The sequence below is a fragment of the Microbulbifer regidiadema (SeqCode) genome, from assembly GCF_052466995.1.
On the sequence record NZ_CP174297.1, the window covers coordinates 4,690,247 to 4,711,819 of the forward strand.

At 53.2% G+C, this 21,573-nt stretch carries 17 protein-coding genes; 11 read left to right on the forward strand and 6 right to left on the reverse strand.

Annotated features, from left to right (window positions below):
- Positions 1 to 58: 58 nt before the first annotated feature.
- The gene (locus tag ACJJIK_RS20565; protein WP_444930083.1) at positions 59 to 1,447 is read right to left on the reverse strand and encodes an MATE family efflux transporter; all 1,389 of its coding nucleotides are present in this window, start codon (positions 1,445 to 1,447) and stop codon (positions 59 to 61) included.
- Between the two features lie 12 nt (positions 1,448 to 1,459).
- The gene (locus ACJJIK_RS20570) at positions 1,460 to 2,026 is read right to left on the reverse strand and encodes a DUF2239 family protein (RefSeq protein WP_444930084.1); all 567 of its coding nucleotides are present in this window, start codon (positions 2,024 to 2,026) and stop codon (positions 1,460 to 1,462) included.
- Between the two features lie 245 nt (positions 2,027 to 2,271).
- On the opposite strand from ACJJIK_RS20570, the gene mtnP reads away from it, so the two are divergent.
- Genes mtnP through ACJJIK_RS20600 form a run of 6 tightly spaced genes read left to right on the forward strand, consistent with a single transcriptional unit; the run spans position 2,272 to position 7,635 of the window.
- Positions 2,272 to 3,183 carry an S-methyl-5'-thioadenosine phosphorylase gene (mtnP, locus tag ACJJIK_RS20575; protein WP_444930085.1) on the forward strand — a complete coding sequence of 304 codons (912 nt, stop codon included), beginning with the start codon at positions 2,272 to 2,274 and terminating at the stop codon, positions 3,181 to 3,183.
- Entirely contained in the window at positions 3,176 to 4,123 is a 948-nt protein-coding gene (gene arsS, locus ACJJIK_RS20580; protein ID WP_444930086.1) for an arsenosugar biosynthesis radical SAM (seleno)protein ArsS, read from the forward strand. The genes mtnP and arsS overlap by 8 nt, the downstream gene beginning before the upstream one ends.
- Positions 4,124 to 4,148: 25 nt before the next feature.
- Positions 4,149 to 4,832, forward strand: coding sequence for a TVP38/TMEM64 family protein (locus ACJJIK_RS20585; RefSeq protein ID WP_444930087.1), 684 nt, complete (start codon positions 4,149 to 4,151; stop codon positions 4,830 to 4,832).
- 7 nt (positions 4,833 to 4,839) lie between these two features.
- Positions 4,840 to 6,315, forward strand: a complete 1,476-nt coding sequence (locus ACJJIK_RS20590; protein ID WP_444930088.1) for a dihydrolipoyl dehydrogenase family protein — start codon at positions 4,840 to 4,842, stop codon at positions 6,313 to 6,315.
- Positions 6,312 to 6,989 carry a TIGR04283 family arsenosugar biosynthesis glycosyltransferase gene (locus ACJJIK_RS20595; protein ID WP_444930089.1) on the forward strand — a complete coding sequence of 226 codons (678 nt, stop codon included), beginning with the start codon at positions 6,312 to 6,314 and terminating at the stop codon, positions 6,987 to 6,989. Before ACJJIK_RS20590 ends, ACJJIK_RS20595 begins: the two co-directional genes overlap by 4 nt.
- Positions 6,982 to 7,635 carry a TIGR04282 family arsenosugar biosynthesis glycosyltransferase gene (locus tag ACJJIK_RS20600; protein ID WP_444930090.1) on the forward strand — a complete coding sequence of 218 codons (654 nt, stop codon included), beginning with the start codon at positions 6,982 to 6,984 and terminating at the stop codon, positions 7,633 to 7,635. Before ACJJIK_RS20595 ends, ACJJIK_RS20600 begins: the two co-directional genes overlap by 8 nt.
- A gap of 84 nt (positions 7,636 to 7,719) precedes the next feature.
- Here the strand turns inward: ACJJIK_RS20600 and mltF are convergent, their stop codons facing one another.
- Entirely contained in the window at positions 7,720 to 9,198 is a 1,479-nt protein-coding gene (mltF, locus tag ACJJIK_RS20605) for a membrane-bound lytic murein transglycosylase MltF (protein ID WP_444930091.1), read from the reverse strand.
- Positions 9,199 to 9,600: 402 nt separating this feature from the next.
- Between mltF and purL the strand changes: the two genes are divergently transcribed.
- The 3 genes from purL (at position 9,601) to ACJJIK_RS20620 (ending at position 15,237) form a co-directional block, all read left to right on the forward strand.
- Entirely contained in the window at positions 9,601 to 13,467 is a 3,867-nt protein-coding gene (gene purL / locus ACJJIK_RS20610; protein ID WP_444930092.1) for a phosphoribosylformylglycinamidine synthase, read from the forward strand.
- Between the two features lie 391 nt (positions 13,468 to 13,858).
- Positions 13,859 to 14,182 (forward strand): TfoX/Sxy family protein, encoded by a 324-nt coding sequence (locus tag ACJJIK_RS20615; RefSeq protein ID WP_444930093.1) that lies wholly within the window; start codon positions 13,859 to 13,861, stop codon positions 14,180 to 14,182.
- A gap of 170 nt (positions 14,183 to 14,352) precedes the next feature.
- The gene (locus ACJJIK_RS20620) at positions 14,353 to 15,237 is read left to right on the forward strand and encodes an aldo/keto reductase (RefSeq protein ID WP_444930094.1); all 885 of its coding nucleotides are present in this window, start codon (positions 14,353 to 14,355) and stop codon (positions 15,235 to 15,237) included.
- Here the strand turns inward: ACJJIK_RS20620 and ACJJIK_RS20625 are convergent.
- The 3 genes from ACJJIK_RS20625 to ACJJIK_RS20635 all read right to left on the reverse strand — a co-directional run bounded on the left by ACJJIK_RS20625 (position 15,234) and on the right by ACJJIK_RS20635 (position 17,265).
- Complete coding sequence (locus ACJJIK_RS20625) at positions 15,234 to 15,734, reverse strand: TrmH family RNA methyltransferase (RefSeq protein WP_444930095.1); 501 nt, start codon at positions 15,732 to 15,734, stop codon at positions 15,234 to 15,236. The genes ACJJIK_RS20620 and ACJJIK_RS20625 overlap by 4 nt on opposite strands.
- 70 nt (positions 15,735 to 15,804) lie before the next feature.
- A complete protein-coding gene (locus ACJJIK_RS20630; protein ID WP_444930096.1) occupies positions 15,805 to 16,401 on the reverse strand; it encodes an SLATT domain-containing protein in 597 nt (198 codons plus the stop codon).
- A gap of 189 nt (positions 16,402 to 16,590) precedes the next feature.
- Positions 16,591 to 17,265 (reverse strand): outer membrane beta-barrel protein, encoded by a 675-nt coding sequence (locus tag ACJJIK_RS20635; RefSeq protein ID WP_444930097.1) that lies wholly within the window; start codon positions 17,263 to 17,265, stop codon positions 16,591 to 16,593.
- Positions 17,266 to 17,725: 460 nt separating this feature from the next.
- On the opposite strand from ACJJIK_RS20635, the gene ACJJIK_RS20640 reads away from it, so the two are divergent.
- Together ACJJIK_RS20640 and ACJJIK_RS20645 are read left to right on the forward strand one after the other, a co-directional pair.
- Positions 17,726 to 19,105 carry an SLC13 family permease gene (locus ACJJIK_RS20640; protein WP_444930098.1) on the forward strand — a complete coding sequence of 460 codons (1,380 nt, stop codon included), beginning with the start codon at positions 17,726 to 17,728 and terminating at the stop codon, positions 19,103 to 19,105.
- Between the two features lie 181 nt (positions 19,106 to 19,286).
- Entirely contained in the window at positions 19,287 to 21,470 is a 2,184-nt protein-coding gene (locus ACJJIK_RS20645) for a S9 family peptidase (RefSeq protein ID WP_444932389.1), read from the forward strand.
- The last annotated feature ends 103 nt before the right edge of the window (positions 21,471 to 21,573 follow it).

A 21,573-nucleotide genomic window follows, 5' to 3' on the forward strand; every position in this document is an offset into this window, starting at 1 on the left:
CTTGCTCAATTGATACTTGGGCTAAGAGTACAAAGCCGAGGCGGGTGCAAAAATAGACTTAAGAGGGTACCTGTTGGGTGTTATATAAACCATATTTGTGCCCGTGATCGCGACCGCGCTGATAAAGTACACAAATAGTTAAAATCAGTAACAGCAGTTCTGCGATAGGCCCGGCATACCATATCCCCACCTCACCAAATAGTAGCGGTAATATCAAAATAAGTGGCAGCACAAAGAGGTAGGTTTTTGTTACCCCGAGAATGACTGCGCGCTTGGCATCGCCAATAGCCTGGAAGAAGGTGCTGATTATCATTAAGGGTCCCGCCAAAAAATAGACAAGCGTCATTATCGGCAGAATACGGGCAACCTCTGCAATAATTTGTGGGTCGCTGACAAATAAGGCGCCCAAGGTATCTTTGAGCATTAATATGCTGAGTTGTAGCGCTAGGCAGTAGGTGAATGCTACGGTTAAAGCGATATTGATACTGCTGTCGACGCGGGACCAGTTTTTAGCCCCAGCATTGCTGCCAATCAGGGTCTGAAAAGCTTGGCTGAAACCCAGCAGTGGCAGGAAAATAAAGGTCATAATGCGAGTGCTGATACCGTAGGCAGCGGCAGTCGAATCGTAATTGCCCGTACTCCAGATTTGCATAGTGAAAATTACGGAAGCAAATATCAGTGATACGCCGATATAATTTAAGCTGGTTGGCAACCCCAGGGAGATAAATTTCGACCACAGATTATACTGCTTGGATAAATGGATAATCTGCGTATCAATAACTGTCCGTCCAAAATGGCGATAACCTGCGACGAGTAGTAGTGTGATTGTTTTTGCCAACACTGTACCGTAAGCAGAGCCGGCTACGCCCATTTTTAAATGGGCGATAAAAATATAATTAAATATGGCATTGAGTAGTACTGACGAAAGGGAGGCGAAGGTCATTAGGCGGAGCTTCCCCTCACTGCGCAAGGTATCCGAATTGACAGTGCCAATAAAAAATACCGGTGAGAACAGTATAAGTATGACCAGGTAGGTGTAACTCATCTCCGCTAGGTGTTTTACATTGCCTGACATCAACAGGGTTAGTTGCCAGCCGCCCAGAAAAAATAGCAACATCAATGCAGCACAAATGATTAATGCTAAAGTGATTGCCTGGGAGAAAACGTGTTTTGCCTGGTCTTTTTCCCCGGCGCCCAAAAGTCTGGCCTGAACACTGGAGTAGCCTGCGGAGATCAAAGAGGATAGGGCTACCATCAGTGTCACGACCGGAAATGTTAAAGTGACGGCGGTAAGGGCATCTGAGCCGGCATATATCCCCAGGAAATAAGTATCCAGTAAGGTAAATGAACCATTTACCAGCATTACCAGGGCGATCGGCACGGCACTTTTAAGAAAAACTGGCAGCAAGGCGCCGCTAACAAATAGGTTGTCTTGTGGTTTGTACATAGTAAATCCGTTTTACAGCTTACCGCTGTGCATCTCCGCAATCGCTTTAAATTTATTTAGTACTAATTTTTTAAGGTCGTCGGGCCAGGAGTGGATGGCTTTTTCAAAGCTGATCAGACTGTTTCTATACAGGGCGCGGCTGGCCTCCTCAAAGCCGGGGGTATCCCCTGCAACTAACAGCATAAATTTATCCAGTGCCTGTTGCTTGCCGCTGATGCGCTCTTCGGGAGAGAGCTGTTTTTGTGCCTGTTCTACCAGTTTGCGCAGTGTGACAGAGGCGCCGCCGGGCTGTTGACGCAACCACTCCCAGTGGCGGGGCAGCAGGGTAACTTCCCCGGAGGTAACCCCTAATTTGGGGCGCCCACGCTTGCTTTTGCGGGCGGCTGTGTTCGCAGCTAACTCTGCCAGTAACACCTGGGTGTCGCTATGCCAATCCAGTTCAATCCGTTTGCAGCTTTCCGCCTCGAAAACAATCGGCTCGGGGTCCGTATTCATCTCCTTCACTTGGCGAATAACGGTTTCCAGTGTTCCTCGGGCGATGATCTGTTGTTGATTGATAGCGATGTAGTCAGCACTCACTGTATTTTCCTATATTTATCCGGGTTAAATATTTATACCCGGGTAAATATAGCTGGTAGTTTAGCCTGTATACAAGAGGGGGTTTTCTGGCTGGCTGCGATCTCAACCGGAGCAGGGCTCATCTAGCGCTGCCTTTCCCCTTTGTCGATGCCGTTTTAGCGCCTGATTTTTGCCTGAGTGTCAGTGATATACACGCTCGGCGTGCGCTCCTATACTGCGGAAAAACCAACTGTTTAGGAGTGAACATGGCGAGGGCTTTGATTGGGGTAATTGGGGGCAGTGGTCTTTACGATATGCCGGGGCTCAGGGACGCGGATGAGGTTCGGATGGACACGCCCTTTGGCGACACCTCAGATGCCATCGTGTGCGGTAAGCTCGAAGGTATCCCTGTGGCTTTCCTCGCCCGCCATGGGCGCGGCCACCGCCTGACCCCCTCCGAGGTGCCTTATCAGGCCAATATCCACGCCCTGCGCCAACTGGGTGTGCGCTATATTCTTTCACTCTCCGCCGTGGGCTCCCTACAGGAACAGGTGCGGCCGCTGGATATGCTGATTCCCGATCACTTTATCGATATGACCCGTCGCCGGGAGAGCACTTTTTTTGGCGCTGGGGCGGTTGCCCATGTGTCTATGGCCGACCCGGTTTGCCCCGCTGTCGCAGACAGTTTGGCGCGGGCTTTTGCCCTAACCCAAGCCGGGGAACCTATTCAGTTACATCGCGGCGGTAGCTATATCTGTATTGAGGGCCCGCAGTTTTCTACCCGTGCCGAGTCGCACTGGTATCGCAGTATGGGGGCATCGGTGATCGGTATGACTAATATGCCGGAGGCCAAGCTGGCCCGCGAGGCACAGATCGCCTATGCCACGCTGGCGATGGCGACGGACTACGATTGTTGGCACCCGCGCGAAGAGGCGGTAACCGCAGAAATCGCCATTGCCAATCTGCAACAAAACGCCGCGCGCGCGCAGCAGGTTGCGCGGGAGGCGATACGGATGCTGGGGACTGAGCGGCCGGAGTCCTCCGCGCATACGGCGCTGTTAAGCGCTTTGGTGACCCCTCTTGAGGCGATGCCGGAGGAAAAACAAGCAGTAATAAAACCCCTGCTGGCTCCGACAGAAGCACTATTTGAAGAGTGGAGCGGCGATATCGATGCTTGAGACCTTGCCCCTGCTGGAACAGTCGGATTTTCCGCCCATTCGCCGCAAGGCGCTTGAGACCTTGCAGGTCAATATTGGCTACCGCTGCAATCAGCGCTGTGTGCACTGTCATGTCAATGCCGGGCCCAATCGCACGGAAATGATGTCTGATGAAAACCTGGCGCTGTTGTTGGAAGTGATTGCTGCGCGCAAAACCCGCATACTGGATATCACCGGCGGTGCTCCGGAGTTGCACTGGGGCTTTCGCGCGCTGGTAAGCGGGGCGCGAGAGCGGGGAGTGCATGTGATCGATCGCTGTAACCTGACTGTCCTGTTTGAGCCGGGTCAGGAGGATACTGCTGAATTTCTCGCTCAGAATCAGGTTGAGGTAGTCGCCTCCCTACCGTGTTACTCCATCGACAACGTGGATAAGCAGCGGGGTAAAGGGGTTTTTGACAAGAGTATCGCCGCGCTACAGAAATTGAATACGCTGGGCTACGGTAAGCCCGGCAGTGGCCTACAGCTCAACTTGGTCTACAACCCCCAGGGGCCTTTTTTACCGCCGGAGCAGGGCGCCTTAGAGGCGGATTACCGGCGCGAGCTGGCCGACCACTTCTCTATTGAGTTCAATCATTTGTTCGCCCTCGCCAATATGCCGATCAAGCGCTTTGGTTCGATGCTGATTTCAAAAGGGCAGTTCCACGACTATATGGCGTTACTTAAGCGCAGTTACAGTGCCGATAACCTTGCCGCTGTGATGTGTCGCAACCTGGTCAGTGTCGATTGGCAGGGAAACCTATTTGATTGTGATTTTAATCAACAGCTCAATATGCCGCTTCCCGGCCGTTTACATCTGCGCGATTTACTCGAAGTGGACTTGCAGGGTTCAGATATTTGTGTGGCCGACCACTGCTACGGCTGTACGGCCGGGCAGGGCAGTAGTTGCGCTGGGGCTCTCTAGTGCTGGAGTATGGAACCTGGGAGCTATGAATAAAAAAATTTTGCTGTTGGTCGCTATTGTCGGATTGGTGGCACTCTTCTATGCACTCGATTTGCATCACTGGCTGAGCCTGGAGAAGTTAAAGAGTGGGGCGGAGGAGTTTAAGCACTGGCAGATGTCGTCGCCCTTTGTGGCCGCTTTTTTATTTCTTGTTTTTTATATTTTGGTCACGGGGCTGTCGCTGCCGGGAGCGGCCATTCTTACGGTTGCCGCCGGCGCACTGTTTGGGCTCTTTTGGGGAACCGTGATTGTCTCTTTTGCCTCGAGTATCGGCGCTACTCTCGCATTTTTACTGGCTCGCTATCTATTTCGCGACTATATCCAAGGGCGCTTTTCCGGGCACCTTCAAGTGATTAACAAGGGGGTTGATCGGGAGGGGGCATTTTATCTTTTTGCCCTGCGATTAGTGCCGGCCTTTCCTTTTTTTCTGATCAATATTCTGGTGGGGCTTACCCATATTAAAGTTTGGACCTTTTATTGGGTCAGCCAGCTGGGAATGCTGGCGGCTACGGTAGTCTATGTCAACGCAGGTACCCAGTTGGCACAGGTGGAAAGCCTCAAAGATATTTTATCTATGCCACTGCTGTTGTCTTTTGTATTGTTGGGGGTGTTTCCCTTGATGGCAAAATACCTACTCCGCTGGCTTAAGTACAGGCGTCAGGCCGGATAATTATTTTATGCAGAAGCCTAAGAAATTTGATCGAAATTTAATTGTGATTGGCGGCGGTGCGGCGGGCTTAGTTACCGCGTATATCTCTGCGGCAGTAAAAGCAAAAGTGACTTTGATCGAAGCGGATAAAATGGGGGGGGACTGCCTCAATACCGGCTGCGTTCCCAGTAAAGCGTTGATTATGTGCGCGCGACAGGCCCATAGGGCGCGCTGTGCCGGTGCGTTTGGGGTTGTGCTCCAGCCGCCAGTGATTGACTTTCCCCGGGTTATGCAGCATGTCAGGGCGTCGATTGAGGCGATTGAGCCCAATGACAGCGCAGAGCGCTATACCGAGTTGGGGGTGGAAGTGCTGCTGGGAAACGCAGAACTACTCGATCCCTGGACGGTTAAAATCGGCCTAAACAGCGGCGGAGAACAGACTTTGACGGCGCGGGCGGTGGTGCTGGCTACCGGTGCTGAACCGATTGTTCCAGTGCTGCCCGGGCTCGATCGGGTGGATTATCTGACCAGTGATACTTTGTGGCAGCGCTTCTTTCATCTGTCGGCACCGCCCCGCCGATTGCTGCTATTGGGCGGCGGCGCTATTGGTTGTGAGCTGGCACAGGCGCTTGCGAGGCTCGGCTCAGAGGTGGTTTTAGTTGAGCGGTTCGAGCGCTTGTTGCCGGAGCTGGATACTGAGGTGTCCGCAGCCGTTACTGAGGCGCTCACCGGCGATGGGGTTAAAGTTTTAACGGGTCATGAGGCCGTTGAATTTGAAGGTGTTCCCGCTCGGCGCGGTGGCATTTTGCTTGCACAGAGCAAGGCGGGCGAAGTCAGGCTGGCGTTTGATGAGGTAATTTTGGCGCTGGGGCGAAAGGCCAAGCTAAGCGGTCTCGGGCTTGAAAACATAGGCCTGCTGGAAAATGGCAAGTTACCACTGGATCGATACCTGCGCACTCGTTTTCGCCATATTCTCGCCGCTGGAGATGTTGCCGGGCCCTATCAATTTACCCATATGGCTTCCCATCAGGCGTGGTATGCAGCAGTGAATGCCCTTTTCGGCGACCTTAAGAAATTTGCCGTGGATTACTCACTGGTTCCCAGTGCGATATTTGTCGATCCCGAGGTGGCCAGTGTGGGACTCTCTGAAACGGCTGCTCGCAAACAGGGGGTGAACTACGAGGTAACCCGCTACGATCTCGAACATTTAGATCGAGCGATTGTCGATGGTGCGCGGCGGGGATTTGTCAAAGTACTGACTGTGCCGGGGAAAGATAAAATACTGGGTGTTTCTATTGTGGGGGAAAATGCCGCAGAATTAATTGCGGAATTTATTTTGGCGATGAAGCACGGCTTGGGACTGAATAAAATTCTCGCGACGATTCACCTGTACCCCACCATGAGTGAAGCGAATAAATTTGCGGCGGGCAATTGGAAGCGCGCGCACGCACCCGCAGGTATTTTACGCTGTCTGGAAATTTTTAATCGCTGGAGGCGCAAGTGATACAGTTCAGTGTGATTGTGCCTCTATTCAATGAAGCAGAGCAAATGGCGCCGTTATTACAGCATCTGCAAGCATTGGATGCGCGGGAAGATGTCGAAGTTATTGTCGTCGATGGCGGTAGTAGCGATGGCAGCGTGGAGATTCTGGAGAGCTCCGGTTTGGCGTTGCTACACGCCGCCCGGGGGCGGGCGCTACAGATGAATGCCGGAGCGCAGATGGCTAAAGGTCACTGGCTGTTGTTTTTACATGCCGACAGTCGGCTTCCGCCACAGGCCCTCAAATCTATTGGAGAGCTAAACAGGGAGACTGCCTATTGGGGGCGTTTTGATATTCAAATTGAGGGGCGCAGTTTTTGCTTTCCCCTGATCGCCGCTCTGATTAATTTGCGCTCTCGGCTCAGCGGTATTGCTACGGGGGATCAGGCTATTTTTGTGCGCCGTGCCTTGTTCGACAGTATGGGCGGATTCCCCGCGCAGCCGTTGATGGAGGATATCGAGCTGAGCCGTCGCCTGCGGCGTGACTATCGTCCCTGTTGTTTGCGGAAAAAAGTGACAACCTCGGGGCGCCGCTGGGAAAAGTTCGGTGTTGTGCGCACGGTTTTACTGATGTGGCGGCTGCGCTTTGATTACTGGCGAGGCGTACCGGCGGAGAGCCTGGCAAAGCGTTATGACTGATCGCGTATTAACCCCTTTGCGCCTGGTCGTGATGGCCAAGGCTCCGCTGCCGGGCTATGCCAAAACCCGGCTTGCCCCGGTATTGGGGGAGGCCGGTGCGGCCTCGCTGGCGGAGCGCTTATTGAGGCACACACTGTCGCAGGCGCTAAAGGCCGACCTGGGGCCGGTGGAGCTGCATGTTGCGCCGGACTCCGGCCACCCTTTTTGGCAGGCGCTGAAACTGTCCCGGGGGGTAGCGCTTTACAGTCAGTGCGCAGGTAATCTCGGTCAGCGCCTGTGGCAGGCGGTAAAAAGCGCCCCTGTCGAGGGCCCGGGAGTCCTCTTGTTGGGGACAGACTGTCCCGAGTTAAATGTGGAGCGGCTCCGGGCTGCGGCTGAGGCCCTAGTCGATACTGATGCGGTGATGTATCCGGCAAAAGATGGCGGTTACACCCTGTTGGGTTTAAAGCGAGTCGATTCGCGCCTGTTTGAGGATATCTGTTGGAGCACCGAAGTGGTGGCACAGCAGACCCTGGATCGATTGCAGGAGTGCGCAATGCAGTGCCGGCGCCTACAAGTGCTGACCGATATTGACGATCCCGAGGACCTGCCATTTTTGCCCGAGGCCTGGCAGGTGAGTTGGCAGGGTGTTCAGGTCGAGGATTAAGCGCGGTGGCGCTGTACCCATGGGCGCGACTGGCAGCAAACCGGCAAGATCTGTAGGAATTTAGAGTTCAGTTCGATTAGGGGCTCAGAGCGCGGGGGCGGCACTGCCTTCTGCTTCCAGCGCGCCGCTATCGGCAAGAGCCCCGCCGTCGTCATCGTTGGCAGCGGCCAGGCGCTGCTCTTCGATACGGCTACTCCAGCTCAGCAGGGCCTGGTAGTGGCGAATATTCTTTACATAAGTGACCGGCTCCCAGCCCCGGGCATAGCCGTGCTTGGTGGTCTTGTAATACTGGCGCTTGGCCAGAAGGGGCAGGTGTTCGCGCACATCGGGCCACAGGTCTGGATTGCCCCCCATGCGCTCTGTGAGCACACGGGCATCTTCCAGGTGGCCGTAGCCCACGTTGTAGGCGGCCAGGGCCATCCAGGTTCTATCGGGCTCGCGAATACGTTCCGGCAGTTTGTTGCGAATCTGTACGATATAGCGGGCGCCGCCCTCAATGCTCTCCTCGGGGTTGAGGCGATTCACACCGAGGTCTTTGGCGGTATTCAGGGTGAGCATCATCAGGCCGCGCACACCGGTGCGGGAGCGGGCGCGGGGATTCCAGTGGGACTCCTGGTAACTGAGGGCCGCGAGCAGATGCCAGTCGAGGTCATACTGGCCAGCAATTTTTTGCATGGTGCCGCGCCATTTGGGCAGCCGCTCGCGGCTGCGCTTGGCAAAGGCCTGGGCGCCGCCCACATTCAGGTCGCTGACATGGCCGAAAAACTCCTCCCGCAATTGGTCGATCATACCGTTGGTATTGGCGCGCAACATAAAGCGGCGGGCGCTGCGGTATAGGCTGTCGTCATCACTTTGCGGGAAGGCCCAGGAAACCGGTTGGAACTGGGTGAGGTTAAAGGCGACAGCGGTGTTGGGGTAGAGGCCGCGGTGAACGGCGTAGGCGTTGGAATCTACAATCGCATAACTGTATTTTCCCTCCTGCACCATCTCTACCAATTCCATGGCGTCTACGTCGGAGACTTCCTCCCAGTCCAGCCCGGTATAGCGGGCGGAGAGTTTCTTCATTTCTTCTGCGTGGGCACTGCCGGCAATCACGGCGACCTTTTTCCCTTCGAGATCGCTGGTCTTGCGCGGGCGCTGTTGGCCTACGCGATAGATGACTTGCTGGCGGATCTCGAAGTAGGACGGGGTGAAGCGGACCTGTTCGCGGCGCTCCGGGGTGACGGTGAGACCGGCAGCGGCGAAGTGTGCGCCGCTTTCGGGATCGCGCAGTTGATTGAACATTTCGTCCAGGTCATGCACGTCGCGAATAACTAGCTTTACTCCCAGCTCTTCGGCAAAAGCATGCAACATACCGTATTCAAACCCGGTGGGGTTGCCGGTGGCGTCTTCGTAATAAGTAGTAGGGCCATTTTGTGACAGTACGACCAATTCGCCGGAGGCTTTGACACGCTCCAGAGTATTCGGTGCTTTACTGGCAACCAGCAGGGAGGCGCAGCAGGAAAGGGCAATCCCTTTGCACACGCGGCGGACGTAGCGCAGCATACGGCTTTTCATCATCATAGGCTGTCCCTCTAGCTAGTCCGTTGGTGTATTTAGTGTTGTGCCTAAGGCGCTGCGCGCCAGTTTCCCACTCAAATAGGGCGACGCAGCGGGCTAATTTTACATGATTTGGCGACAATCTGCCCAGTTTGTCTTTTGAACACTGTGACCTACGCGCTTGCAAAGCATTACAGACTTAGTTAGTTGAGCCAGGCTTTGACGCAAAATTGATTTATTTTCGCTCAATTTTGTTTGTCTTTTGAGCATTCAGATTACTAATTGGTTCATGTGTGTCCAAGTGTCCGGCGGGTGTGTTGGAGTGGCGATGCTTCAGGTACAATTGCGCCTCTCAAATTTCCGGGGCCTTGTGCGAAATCCCATTCGCGCAATCTTTCTCATTTAGACAAGAGGCTATCTCCCGCAATGTTAGTTCTGCGTGGTGCTCCCGCACTGTCGAAATTCCGCCATAAAAACCTGCTCAATCAACTGCGCGCGCTGCAACCGACCATCGACGATCTCTACGCCGAGTTCGTTCACTTTGCAGACAGCGACTCACTGGATAACCAGGAGATGGCCCTACTGGAGCGATTGCTTCAATACGGTCCAACCGAGGAAAAACACGAGCCGAAAGGCGAGCTGATCCTGGTTGTGCCGCGTCCGGGTACGATCTCGCCCTGGTCTTCCAAGGCCACTGATATCGCGCACAACGCCGGCCTGAATAAAGTTCAGCGCCTGGAGCGAGGTATCGCCTACTACATTACCGGTGTCGAGTTAAACGAAGCTGAACGCCTTGCTCTGGCCTCCCGTTTGCACGACCGTATGGTTGAAGCGGTATTCACCGACTTTAATCAGGCGGAGCAATTATTCGTGGAAGAGGCACCGCGCCCGCTGCGCGGCGTGGATATTCTCGAGGGCGGCCGCGAAGCGCTGGAAGATGCCAACGTCACCTTGGGCTTGGCCCTGGCGGAAGATGAGATTGATTACCTGCTCACCAGCTTCCAGGAGCTGGAGCGCAACCCCACCGATGTAGAGCTGATGATGTTTGCCCAGGCAAACTCCGAGCACTGCCGCCACAAAATCTTCAATGCCTCCTGGACCATCGATGGCGAAGAGATGCCGCACTCCCTGTTCGGCATGATCAAGAACACCTACCAGAAAGGTGGTGATAACGTACTGTCCGCCTATGCGGATAACGCCGCTGTGGTTGTCGGTAGTGAAGCGGGGCGTTTCTACCCGGACCCGGACAGCAAAGAATACGGTTTCAGCAACGAAGCTATTCATCTGCTGATGAAGGTGGAAACCCACAACCACCCCACCGCGATCGCCCCCTTCTCCGGCGCCGGCACCGGTGCCGGTGGTGAGATTCGCGATGAGGGCGCGGTTGGCCGTGGCTCCAAGCCGAAAGTGGGCCTCACAGGCTTTACCGTTTCCAACTTGCGCATTCCCGGTTGGGAGCAGCCCTGGGAGGCCAACTACGGCAAGCCCGAGCGCATCGTTACCGCCCTGGATATTATGATCGAGGGGCCGATCGGTGGTGCGGCATTTAACAATGAGTTTGGCCGCCCGAATATCTGCGGTTACTTCCGCACCTTTGAAGAGAATTTTGACGGCGAGCGTCGCGGCTATCACAAGCCGATCATGCTGGCTGGTGGCTACGGCAATATCCGCGCAGAGCATGTTGAGAAGCCCGAGTTTTCCCCCGGCGCCAAACTGGTAGTGCTGGGTGGTCCGGCCATGTTGATCGGCCTCGGTGGCGGTGCGGCCTCCAGTATGGCCAGCGGTTCCAGCTCTGAAGACCTGGATTTCGCTTCAGTACAGCGCCAGAACCCGGAAATTGAGCGCCGCTGCCAAGAGGTGATCGACCAGTGCTGGCAGCTGGGTGAGAGCAACCCCATCGCCTTTATCCACGATGTGGGTGCGGGCGGTTTGTCCAACGCCTTCCCCGAACTGGTCAAAGACGGCGGTACCGGCGGTAACTTTGAGCTGCGCAATGTGCCCTGCGATGAGCCGGGTATGAGCCCATTGGAAATCTGGTGTAACGAATCCCAGGAGCGCTACGTACTGGCGGTGATGCCGAAAGACCTGGCGCGCTTTGAGCAGATCTGTGAGCGCGAGCGCGCGCCTTACGCCGTTGTCGGTGAAGCCACCGAAGACAAACACCTGCTGTTAAATGACAAGAAGTTCGACTCCAAGCCGGTGGATCTGCCGATGTCGGTACTGTTCGGCAAGCCGCCGCGCATGCATCGCGAAGCACAGACGCGCCAGGCGGCAACCAAGGCTTTCTCCACGGCCGATATCGATTTGAATGAAGCGGCTGAGCGGGTGCTGCGCCTGCCCACCGTGGCCAGCAAGAGCTTCCTGATTACCATTGGCGACCGCACGGTTACCGGCCAGGTGTCCCGCGATCAGATGGTCGGTCCCTGGCAGGTGCCGGTGGCGGACTGTGCGGTGACTACCGTGTCCTACGACAGCTATGCCGGCGAAGCCATGTCTATGGGGGAGCGCACCCCGGTGGCACTGTTGGATGCACCCGCGTCAGGTCGTTTGGCCGTGGGCGAGGCGATCACCAATATCGCCTGTACCCCGGTGAAGCAGCTGTCTGATATCAAACTCTCCGCCAACTGGATGTGCGCTGCGGGCCACCCGGGCGAAGAGGAAAAACTCTATCGCACCGTAGAAGCGGTGGGCATGGAGCTGTGCCCCGAGCTGGGTATTACCATTCCGGTGGGCAAGGACTCCATGTCTATGCGCACCGCCTGGGAAGACGAGGGTGAGCAAAAGGCGGTTACCGCACCGCTGTCGCTGGTAATCTCTGCCTTTACTCCGGTTACCGATGTACGCAAAACCGTGACTCCGCAATTGCGCACGAATAAAGGTGAGAGCGAGTTGCTGCTGGTGGACCTGGGGGCCGGTAAAAACCGCCTGGGCGGTTCCTGCTTGGCACAGGTCTACAATGAGCTGGGCGACAAGCCCGCAGACCTGGACGACGCCAAGAAGCTGAAAGGCTTCTTTGAAGTGGTGCAGCAGGCGCTGAACGAAGATCTGATCATGGCCTACCACGACCGCGCCGACGGCGGTCTGTTCACAACCCTGGCGGAAATGGGCTTTGCCGGCCGCGTGGGTATGGACGTGGAAATCTACGAGTTGGGTGAAGACCCGATCGCCGCGCTGTTCAGTGAAGAGCTGGGTGCGGTACTACAGGTGCCCGCCTGTGAAGCGGATATGCTGGTACAGCGCTTTGCCGCTGTCGGCGTACCCACCCACAAGATCGGTTACCTGAACAATAACGAGCACCTGTGCATCACCAATAACGGTGTTGAAATCTTTAAGCGCTCCCGCGCGGAGTTGCAGCAGATCTGGTCGGAAACCAGCTTCCGTATCCAATCCCTGCGCGATAACGCCGAGTGCGCCGAGCAGGAGTTTGCCGCAATTGCCCAGGATGACCCGGGCCTGACGGTAAACCTGACTTTCGATATGAGCGAAGATGTCAGCGCGCCCTATATCGCCAAAGGTGTTCGTCCAAAAGTTGCCGTACTGCGCGAGCAGGGGGTCAACAGCCAGGTGGAAATGGCGCACTCTTTCCACCGCGCCGGCTTTAACGCTGTCGACGTGCATATGAGCGACATTCTGTCCGGCCGTGTGGCCCTGGATGAATTCAAAGGCCTGGTGGGCTGTGGTGGCTTCTCTTACGGTGACGTACTCGGAGCCGGTGAGGGCTGGGCGAAAACCATTCTGTTTAACGATCGCGCGCGCGACCAGTTCGAAGGCTTCTTTAACCGCAACGATACCTTCGGTCTGGGGGTGTGTAACGGTTGTCAGATGTTCTCTGTGATCAAAGAGCTGATCCCCGGTGCCGACCACTGGCCGCGCTTTGTGCGCAACCTGTCCGAGCAGTATGAGGCGCGCTTTGCCCTGGTGGGCATTGAAGAGTCTAGCTCTGTGCTGTTTAAAGGTATGGCGGGCACTTATATGCCAGTTGCCGTTGCTCACGGTGAGGGCCGGGTGGAATTTGCCGATCAGCAGGCGCTGGAGAAGTGCGAAGCTTCCGGTACCATCGCGATGCGCTATCTGAATAACAAAGGGGAAATTACCCAGACCTACCCGGCCAACCCCAACGGCTCGGTAAACGGTATTACTTCCCTGAGCTCTGAAGATGGCCGTGTCACGATTATGATGCCGCACCCGGAGCGAGTTGCACGAGCGGTCAACAACAGCTGGCGCCCGGATGAGTGGAGCGAAGACGCCGGTTGGATGCGTCTGTTCCGCAACGCGCGGGTATTTGTTGATTAAGACAAATCAGTACCCCGGCGGTTAGTTGGCCGGGGTGTTTGTCAGGTTGTGGTGGCCTTTTCAGGTCGCCACAATTTGAATAAACAAGCAAACTCTTCTATAACAGTTTTCAGCCCTTTTATTTCCTGGCGTAACGCTCTTCTTTTCAAGTGAATAAGCTTCACTTACTGCTACACTTAAGCAATTATTCGAAATAACATTTTTGCTATGGTGCAGTTATCTGTTGAACTTACAGTGTACTTGCTCATCGCTCCACCCAATATCTTATTGGGATTAGTATTCACATTTTCTCCATTCGAATCTTTTCTAATTTTATCGTGGTTAATCAGTTCAGAAAAAACCGTATCTGAAGGGGAATTTTTGCTCAATAAAATAGATTAAGGAGGAACTTATGGCGTACAGCGAAAACCTGGCTGAAAAGGTGCGCAAACTACTTCAGGGAAATGAAGGTCTGAGTGAAAAGCAGATGTTTGGCGGGCTCGCTTTTATGTTGAATGGCAATATGGCCTGTGGGGTTGTCGGGGAGGAGTTGATGGTCCGCGTTGGGCCTGATGATTATCAAACGGCTCTGTCTGAGCGCTATACCCGCCCTATGGATTACACGGGGCGCCCCTTAAAAGGTATGGTGTATGTGGAAGAAGATGCTGTGGCTGTCGATCTGGATAATTGGGTCAGCCGTGGTGCCGTGTTTGCGGGGTCGCTGCCACCCAAATAGCGGTTGATCGCCAGCTAAAAATAGGAAACGGTATCTTTCTTTTGTGTACTGATTAATCGCTGCGGGTGAACTCGCTGCTTACAGCCCGTTGACTTCTGTACGCCCTGAATTTCAGAAGCGCTGTAGATCCTCGCCGGTGTGCCGCACCGGAATCTGAAAGGATATTGATTATGTATTTTCTCGAATTGAATAACGGTGTAGAGATACCCCAGCTCGGCATGGGAATGGCTGCTATTGGCAGTTGGCAACAGGATGATGAATATGTCACGGAAGTACTTTTAAAGGCCATGTCAGTGGGGTACCGCCACTTTGATGTGGCGTCAGTTTACGGCAATGAACGGGCGCTGGGGAGAGCGATCAAAGAGTCCGGCCTGGCGCGGGCCGAGCTATTTATTACCAGTAAAGTTTGGGATAGCGAGCAGGGGAATCGAAAAACCCACGATGCGTTTGCCCGCAGTTTGGAGCGCTTGCAGCTCGAGTACCTGGATCTCTATTTGATCCACTGGCCTGTACCGGCTTATACCCGGGAAACTTGGCAGGCGATGGAAGCGCTTTACCAGCAAAAGAAAGTGCGCGCCCTGGGTGTTTCAAACTTTCGTAAAACGGATATAGAACAGCTTGCGGCTTTTGCCGAGGTTCCCCCAGTCTGCAATCAAATTGAATTGCATCCCTATTTCACTCAGCAGCCTCTGGTGGACTATTGCCAATTTCATAAAATTGCCATCTGCTGTTGGTCGCCGCTGGGCTCCGGTTCTACCTGGAGTGGTGTCGAAGCCCAGGACAAGCCGTTGGCAGATCCATTAATCGTACAGATCGCTGAGGATCACGGGGTGGGGGCGGGGCAAGTTATCTTGAAATGGAATATCCAGCAGCACCGTATCGTTATTCCGAAAGCAGAAAGCCTGGATAATATGCGCAACAACTTTTTACTTTCAGACTTTAATTTAAGCCAAGCGGAAATTCAGGCAATCAATGGTTTGAACTGCAATAAAAGATTTGGTGGTGATCCAGACTACGCCAACCAGAAGAACCTGATAGTTAAAGTCCCCGCCTAAATTTTTTCCAGCAGGGCATAGGTTGCTATGGCACAAGCGGAAGTGACATTCATTGAAGAATTGACCCCCTGCATAGGGATATGCACCACGGCATCTGCCATCTTCAGGAGTTCAGCAGCTACGCCATCCTTTTCCGAGCCCAATACCAAGCAGACTTTATCTCCGCTAGTAATGGGAGCCTGTTTCAGTTCAATGCTGTTCGAGGTGATTTCCAGGCAGATTAATCGATAGCCTTTAGCCTTTAATGCTTGCGCAGTATCAATGGCGGATACGTGATATTCGTAGGGGACGTACTTCTCAGTAGAGCGGGAAATTTTTCGAATCTTGGAGTTGGGCGGCGTTAGGGTTTCACCGGTTAAATAAATTTTCTCTACACCGAGTGCATCGGCGATGCGAAATAAGCCCCCGACATTACTCGGGGTGCCGATATCTGTGGCCAAATAGCACAAGGGGTGAGTGCTTGCGGTTGCTTGATGGCTGCTGTGATCTGTCTGCATTTTACTGTTTGTTCTGTAGAGGTGAGGGCGCTACTGTTTCAGGGGGGTACTGCAGTGCCGGCGGACCGGATCAGTGGTTACCGTCTACGGCTTCAATCGGTTCCCCGGCAATTCTCAGTGCGGAGGCCTGGCGTTTGCGCATCTGCTCCACCAGAGAGGGCTCGCGCGCGGCCTTTTGAGTTTGGGTGTGTGCCGCCTGTTTGTATACCTTATCTGACACAATAAACTCTTCCGCACGCTGATTGATATCGCTGTAACGTGTATTCAGTTCTGAAATCTTTTTAGAGAGATGTTCGAGATCCAGGATACTGTCAAAATAGAGGGCGATCAGTCGCTCACACTCCCTGGCGATTGCCAGATATTCGTTACCAACTTGTCGGTGCCCCTCATAGTTCTTTTTAAAGTTGAAGAAGGTTTGCACACCGCCAAGCAAGGCGGCTAACAGGGCCAGTCCCGCACCGCTCCACTTGGTCCAGTCCGGTAGCTCCGCATTGATCAGGGAGAAGAACAGTGAGCCGAGGAATAGGTTGACGACAACGATGGGAACCCCGCATAGCACATGCAAATTGCGCCCCTTCATGGATGCGCGAAAATGGCTGTGCTTGCACAGGTGGGCATTCCAGCGGAGTTTTTCCAAGACTTCTACAGTATTGGGTATATTGCTCATAATTCCCTTTGCCTTTTCTTCTTTACTGGCTGTCGCAGGCGATAGTTTGCCGGATACTGCTTAATTGTACAGAGTAGCTGGCTGGATTTTAGTTGAGGGGGAGGGAGCAGCGGCGAAGGTGCTTTAGGGGCGGGCTCTGGAGGAAGTGTAAGTAGTCACTTCCTCCAGAATCTGATAGTTTGATTCGGATTAGAAGCTGTAAGTAGCCCCCAATGCGGTAAAGTTGGCTTTTTCATCCTCGATTTTATAGAGAGTATGTTCAAGACCGATATCCCAGGCACCGGTGGACCAGCTTATTACTGCGCCATAGTAGGAGTCGGTGCCGCTATCTTTCTCATCACCCCAATCGCCAGACCAAGCATAGCTTTCTGATTCCAAGAGCTCGCCATCTGGGCTGTACCAATCAATAGAATATTCGTAATTACCGCTACCACTGGAAGTGGTATTCCACTGGTGAACACCGAGACGGACACCCGCGCTCAGGTGTTGTTGAAAGCGCTTAGTAAAAGCGGCTCCTAAACTGTACGATTTGTACTCGGTCTTAGTGTGGTCATAAGAGCTTGCATTAAAGACAGTTTGATAATCTTGATCACCATAGATTTCAGCATCGTATAGTTCGTATCCAGAGCGCCGCTCTAGCTTGCCTAAGTCGGTCATTCCCGCCTCAATAGCGATATATTGATTGATCCGGTAGCCAAACGTAAACCCGTAACTGACGGAGTCTAAATCCTCTTTAATCGTATAAGAGCTGTCGGAGTCAAACTGTGTATACCCGAGAGAAGCCTTCAGGTAGAAAGGCTGTTCTTCGGCGTGAATACTGGAGCTAAATAGCGCGATAAAAGCGGCAAGAGCGGTGTGTTTCAAGAGGTACCTCATATAATAACTGATCGTTTTTTATTCGCTTGAATAGCTCTAGGGGGCCACGGAATTATTCAGCGGTTCCCTAGTGCAGAGTGGGTATTAGCACTCTTTGAATTAAGCTCAAAAAACTATAAATAATGGTTTGTCAGTATTGTACATTTGCGCAGACCTCCCTAACAGCCGCTTTTGTTTAGCTTTTTTCTGCACAGGCTTTTTTATCGAGCAGGCGACTGTATGCTAGCCCCCATAGGGGTGGGCAAAAATCAAACAAGATGCTTTTGTTCTGTACATTCTTTGTAGACCAGTGGAATTTATTACTTCGAAGTAGTGCGCAGAGTGCTCACTTTCTTGTATTTTGTGTATCTACCTGAGGGGACCTGGATCGTGCGGTGATTGGCCGGAGCCCAGTTTCTCAACAGCAATAACCAATAAAAATTAAACCCTGGAGTCGTTGGGGGCAGATATGTCGATCGCGCGACAGCGCTTTATAGTTTTAGGTCCTCTTTTGGCAGCGGCCTTCTATTTCTTTTTAGCCGCGATGGGAATGCAATACCTACCGGCGGTAACCGCAGCGATTACCTTGCTGACCGTGATCTGGTGGGTTACAGAAGCCCTGCCTATCCCCGCCACCTCACTGGTGCCTTTTGTTCTTCTGCCCCTATTTGGGGTCGCTGATCACCGCGAAGTAGCCTCTTCTCTGGGCAGTCATGTCATTCTGTTACTAATGGGAGCTTTTATCCTGTCCAAAGCCCTGGAGAAGAGCGGCGCGCACGAGCGGCTCGCTCTGTATATGTTGCGTATTGTCGGTGTCTCCAGCGGGCGCAGGCTGGTGCTCGGGTTTATGCTGGCGGCGGGCTTCTTGAGTATGTGGATATCCAATACCGCCACAACCCTAATGATGCTGCCCATTGCTTTGGCGATTCTCTCCAGGATTGATAACCAGCGCTTGAGTATTGCCCTGATTCTGGGGATTGCCTATGCCGCGAGCCTGGGTGGGGTGGGGACCCCGCTGGGAACGCCACCCAACGTTATTTTTATGGGGATCTATGAGGAGGTAACGGGGCGAGAATTTAGTTTCCTGGGGTGGATGAAAATTGGCCTGCCTGTCGCCCTGGTGACCCTGCCGATTATGGCCCTTTGGCTGACTCGTAATATCCATCTGAAAAATGCTATCGAGCCCCCGCAAGTGGGAGAGTGGCGGGCAGAGGAAAAGCGCACCTTAATGGTTTTTGGGGTGGCTATTCTCCTGTGGGTTACCCGCAATGCACCATTCGGTGGCTGGAGCGACCTGATAGGGGTTGATGCTGCCGGCGATGGTACTGTGGCCCTTGCGGCGGTTGTCGCTATGTTTTTAGTCCCCAATGGCAAGGGCGGACGCCTGCTGGACTGGCAGACAGCGGAAACAATTCCCTGGGGAATGCTGTTGCTGTTTGCCGGCGGTATTGCACTGGCAAAAGGGTTCTCCAGCTCCGGCCTAAGCGATATGCTCGGCAATGGTCTTTCTTTCCTCACCACAATGCCGCTGTGGCTAATGCTGGTAATACTTTGTTTGAGCGTAACCTTCCTGACAGAGATCACCAGTAATACCGCCACTGCAACTTTGCTTATGCCCATTCTCGCTGTAGCTGCAACCTCTGCGGGCTTTGAGCCGATGGTACTGATGATACCGGCGGCGATGAGTGCCAGCTGTGCGTTTATGTTGCCTGTGGCCACGGCACCGAATGCCATCGCCTACGGAACAGGCAAGGTACGCATACAGGATATGGTGCGTGAGGGGGCAATACTGAGCGTGACGGCATCGCTGATTATTGCGGGAATGAGCTGGTTGATTTTGACGGGTTAGTATTTGCCGGAGATAGGGGCTTTAAAATTTCAGGTAATAGGTCCTCGACTGAGAATTGCCTATTGGTGTTCAGCATAGGGGGCCTTGTCGGGATGTGATGCGACTTATCGGTGCTCTAACCTGATTGCAATAAAGCAGTATTGGTGGGTAAAAGAAGAATACACAAAAGAGATAAATTTTGATGAATAAAACTGCGGCAACATTACTGCTCGCCCTCGGTTTAGCGGGGTGTGGTGAAGCGGAAAATAACCAGGCAACAGAGGAAAAAGTTTTGTTTAACGAGGATGTTTCTGCTCCTGTGGCCAAGAAAGTGCCCCACAAGCTGGTTATGCACGGTCATGAGCGTATCGATAATTACTATTGGATGCGCGATGATGAACGCAAAGCTCCAGATGTTATTGCGCACCTGGAAGCAGAAAACGCCTATACCGACTCGGTAATGCAGCACACTAAAGCGTTGCAGGAATTACTCTTTGAGGAAATGACTGGACGTTTGGAAAAAGATAAATCGACGGTACCCGTTTATTATAATGGCTACTGGTATTACAGTCGCTACCTGCCACAAAAAGAGTATGTGATTCACGCCCGGCGCAAAGGCAGCCAAGAGGCGCCTGAAGAAGTTATGCTGGACATAAATAGCCTGGCCGAAGGTAGCGGCTATTTCAGTGTTGGACGCCTGGCCGTATCTCCCAACAATCAATTGCTCGCCTACCCTGAAGACAGTGTGGGGCGCCGTGTTTACACGATTCGCTTCAAAGATTTAAAAACCGGTGAACTACTGCCGGACAAGCTGGAAAATGCCTCACCGGTTGCGGTTTGGGCAAATGACAATAAGACCGTCTTCTATATCAATAAAGATCGCCAGACTCTGCTCGGCTATCAAGTAATGCGACATACATTGGGCACCCCACAGAGTGACGATGTTATTGTTTATGAAGAAATGGATAAGGCCTTCTACACCTGGATTTCCAAATCCCGGGATGGGGAGCTGGTGCGGATTCACCACAGCTCGACGACCAGTAGCGGCGAGTCCATTCTGGATGCCAATACCCCGCTGGCAGACTTTGCCCCCCTACACCCCCGGGAAAAAGACCACGAGTACTCGGCGCTAAAACTGGGAGGTGAGTTTTATATTCTTACCAACTGGCAGGCCGAAAACTTCAGGTTGATGAAAGCCTCTATGGCCGATGCTGCGGATAAGTCTAAGTGGCAGGAGGTAATACCACACAGTAGTGACACTCTTCTGGAAGACTTTACCTTATTTGACCAGCATCTCGCTCTGATAGAGCGAAAATCAGGTCAGGCAGGGCTTCGGATCATTAACTTAGAGAACAACAAGGCTCTTGAGGTCGGCTTTAATGACCCGGTTTACCAGTTGGACTTAAGTGCCAATCCCAATTTGGGATCGGAGAGTGTGCGGGTGTCTTACTCAAGCCTGACGACACCAAAGAGTATCTATGAGGCCCGGCTGGATAGCGGTGATCTGACACTGCTTAAGCAAGATAAGGTGCCCGGTGGGTTTGCCCCTCAGAGCTATCAGAGTGAGGGTATCCTGATTACCGCACGGGATGGTGTCAAGGTGCCGGTGTCTCTGGTATATCGCAAGGATAAATTCCAGAGAGATGGTACTAATCCACTGCTGCAATACGCCTATGGTTCCTACGGCAGTACCGTCGACCCCTGGTTTCGTTCCTCTATAGTATCCTTGCTGGATCGCGGTTTTGTATTTGCTATCGCCCATATTCGCGGCGGTCAAAAATTGGGGCGCGCTTGGTATGAAGACGGAAAGATGTTCAATAAAAAGAATACTTTCACTGATTTTATTGATGTTACCAAGGGCTTGAGCCAATTGAAGTATGCAGCCTCTGATAAGATCTTTGCTTCCGGCGGCAGTGCAGGGGGGCTATTGATGGGGGCGGTAGTCAATATGGAGCCGGGTTTGTATCGAGGGGTAACCGCAGAGGTGCCATTTGTCGACGTGGTGACTACCATGTTGGATGAGTCCATCCCTCTGACGGTCAATGAATATGACGAGTGGGGTAACCCCAACAATAAGGACAGCTATGAATATATGCTCTCCTATTCGCCTTACGATCAGGTAAAAGCACAGAACTACCCCAATATGCTGGTGACCACAGGGCTACATGACTCCCAGGTGCAATATTTTGAGCCCATGAAGTGGGTGGCAAAACTGCGGGAGTTGAAGACCGATAAAAATCAGCTGCTATTTAATACCAATATGGAGGCCGGTCACGGCGGTTCTTCGGGACGCTTCCGCCGCTATAAAGAGACGGCCTTGCAGTATGCGTTTTACCTCGATTTACTTGGTGATACTCATCGTGAGAGTGATAGAAAGTCCCAGTAAAGTAGCTTGATAAATAAGGCAGTATCTCTGCTTGGCTGTAGATAGCTAAGCAACCTTTATTTGTTAGCGGTGTTTTATTTAAAAGGGGAGCTTGCTCCCCTTT

What these genes read in the sequence shown, in the direction of transcription:
- ACJJIK_RS20585 (WP_444930087.1), top strand. Translation starts at nt 4,149, where the DNA reads ATGAATAAAAAAATTTTGCTGTTGGTCGCTATTGTCGGATTGGTGGCA.
- ACJJIK_RS20590 (WP_444930088.1), top strand. Translation starts at nt 4,840, where the DNA reads ATGCAGAAGCCTAAGAAATTTGATCGAAATTTAATTGTGATTGGCGGC.
- arsS (WP_444930086.1), top strand. Translation starts at nt 3,176, where the DNA reads ATGCTTGAGACCTTGCCCCTGCTGGAACAGTCGGATTTTCCGCCCATT.
- mltF (WP_444930091.1), bottom strand. Translation starts at nt 9,198, where the DNA reads ATGATGATGAAAAGCCGTATGCTGCGCTACGTCCGCCGCGTGTGCAAA.
- ACJJIK_RS20565 (WP_444930083.1), bottom strand. Translation starts at nt 1,447, where the DNA reads ATGTACAAACCACAAGACAACCTATTTGTTAGCGGCGCCTTGCTGCCA.
- ACJJIK_RS20645 (WP_444932389.1), top strand. Translation starts at nt 19,287, where the DNA reads ATGAATAAAACTGCGGCAACATTACTGCTCGCCCTCGGTTTAGCGGGG.
- ACJJIK_RS20620 (WP_444930094.1), top strand. Translation starts at nt 14,353, where the DNA reads ATGTATTTTCTCGAATTGAATAACGGTGTAGAGATACCCCAGCTCGGC.
- purL (WP_444930092.1), top strand. Translation starts at nt 9,601, where the DNA reads ATGTTAGTTCTGCGTGGTGCTCCCGCACTGTCGAAATTCCGCCATAAA.
- ACJJIK_RS20600 (WP_444930090.1), top strand. Translation starts at nt 6,982, where the DNA reads ATGACTGATCGCGTATTAACCCCTTTGCGCCTGGTCGTGATGGCCAAG.
- mtnP (WP_444930085.1), top strand. Translation starts at nt 2,272, where the DNA reads ATGGCGAGGGCTTTGATTGGGGTAATTGGGGGCAGTGGTCTTTACGAT.
- ACJJIK_RS20630 (WP_444930096.1), bottom strand. Translation starts at nt 16,401, where the DNA reads ATGAGCAATATACCCAATACTGTAGAAGTCTTGGAAAAACTCCGCTGG.
- ACJJIK_RS20640 (WP_444930098.1), top strand. Translation starts at nt 17,726, where the DNA reads ATGTCGATCGCGCGACAGCGCTTTATAGTTTTAGGTCCTCTTTTGGCA.
- ACJJIK_RS20625 (WP_444930095.1), bottom strand. Translation starts at nt 15,734, where the DNA reads ATGCAGACAGATCACAGCAGCCATCAAGCAACCGCAAGCACTCACCCC.
- ACJJIK_RS20615 (WP_444930093.1), top strand. Translation starts at nt 13,859, where the DNA reads ATGGCGTACAGCGAAAACCTGGCTGAAAAGGTGCGCAAACTACTTCAG.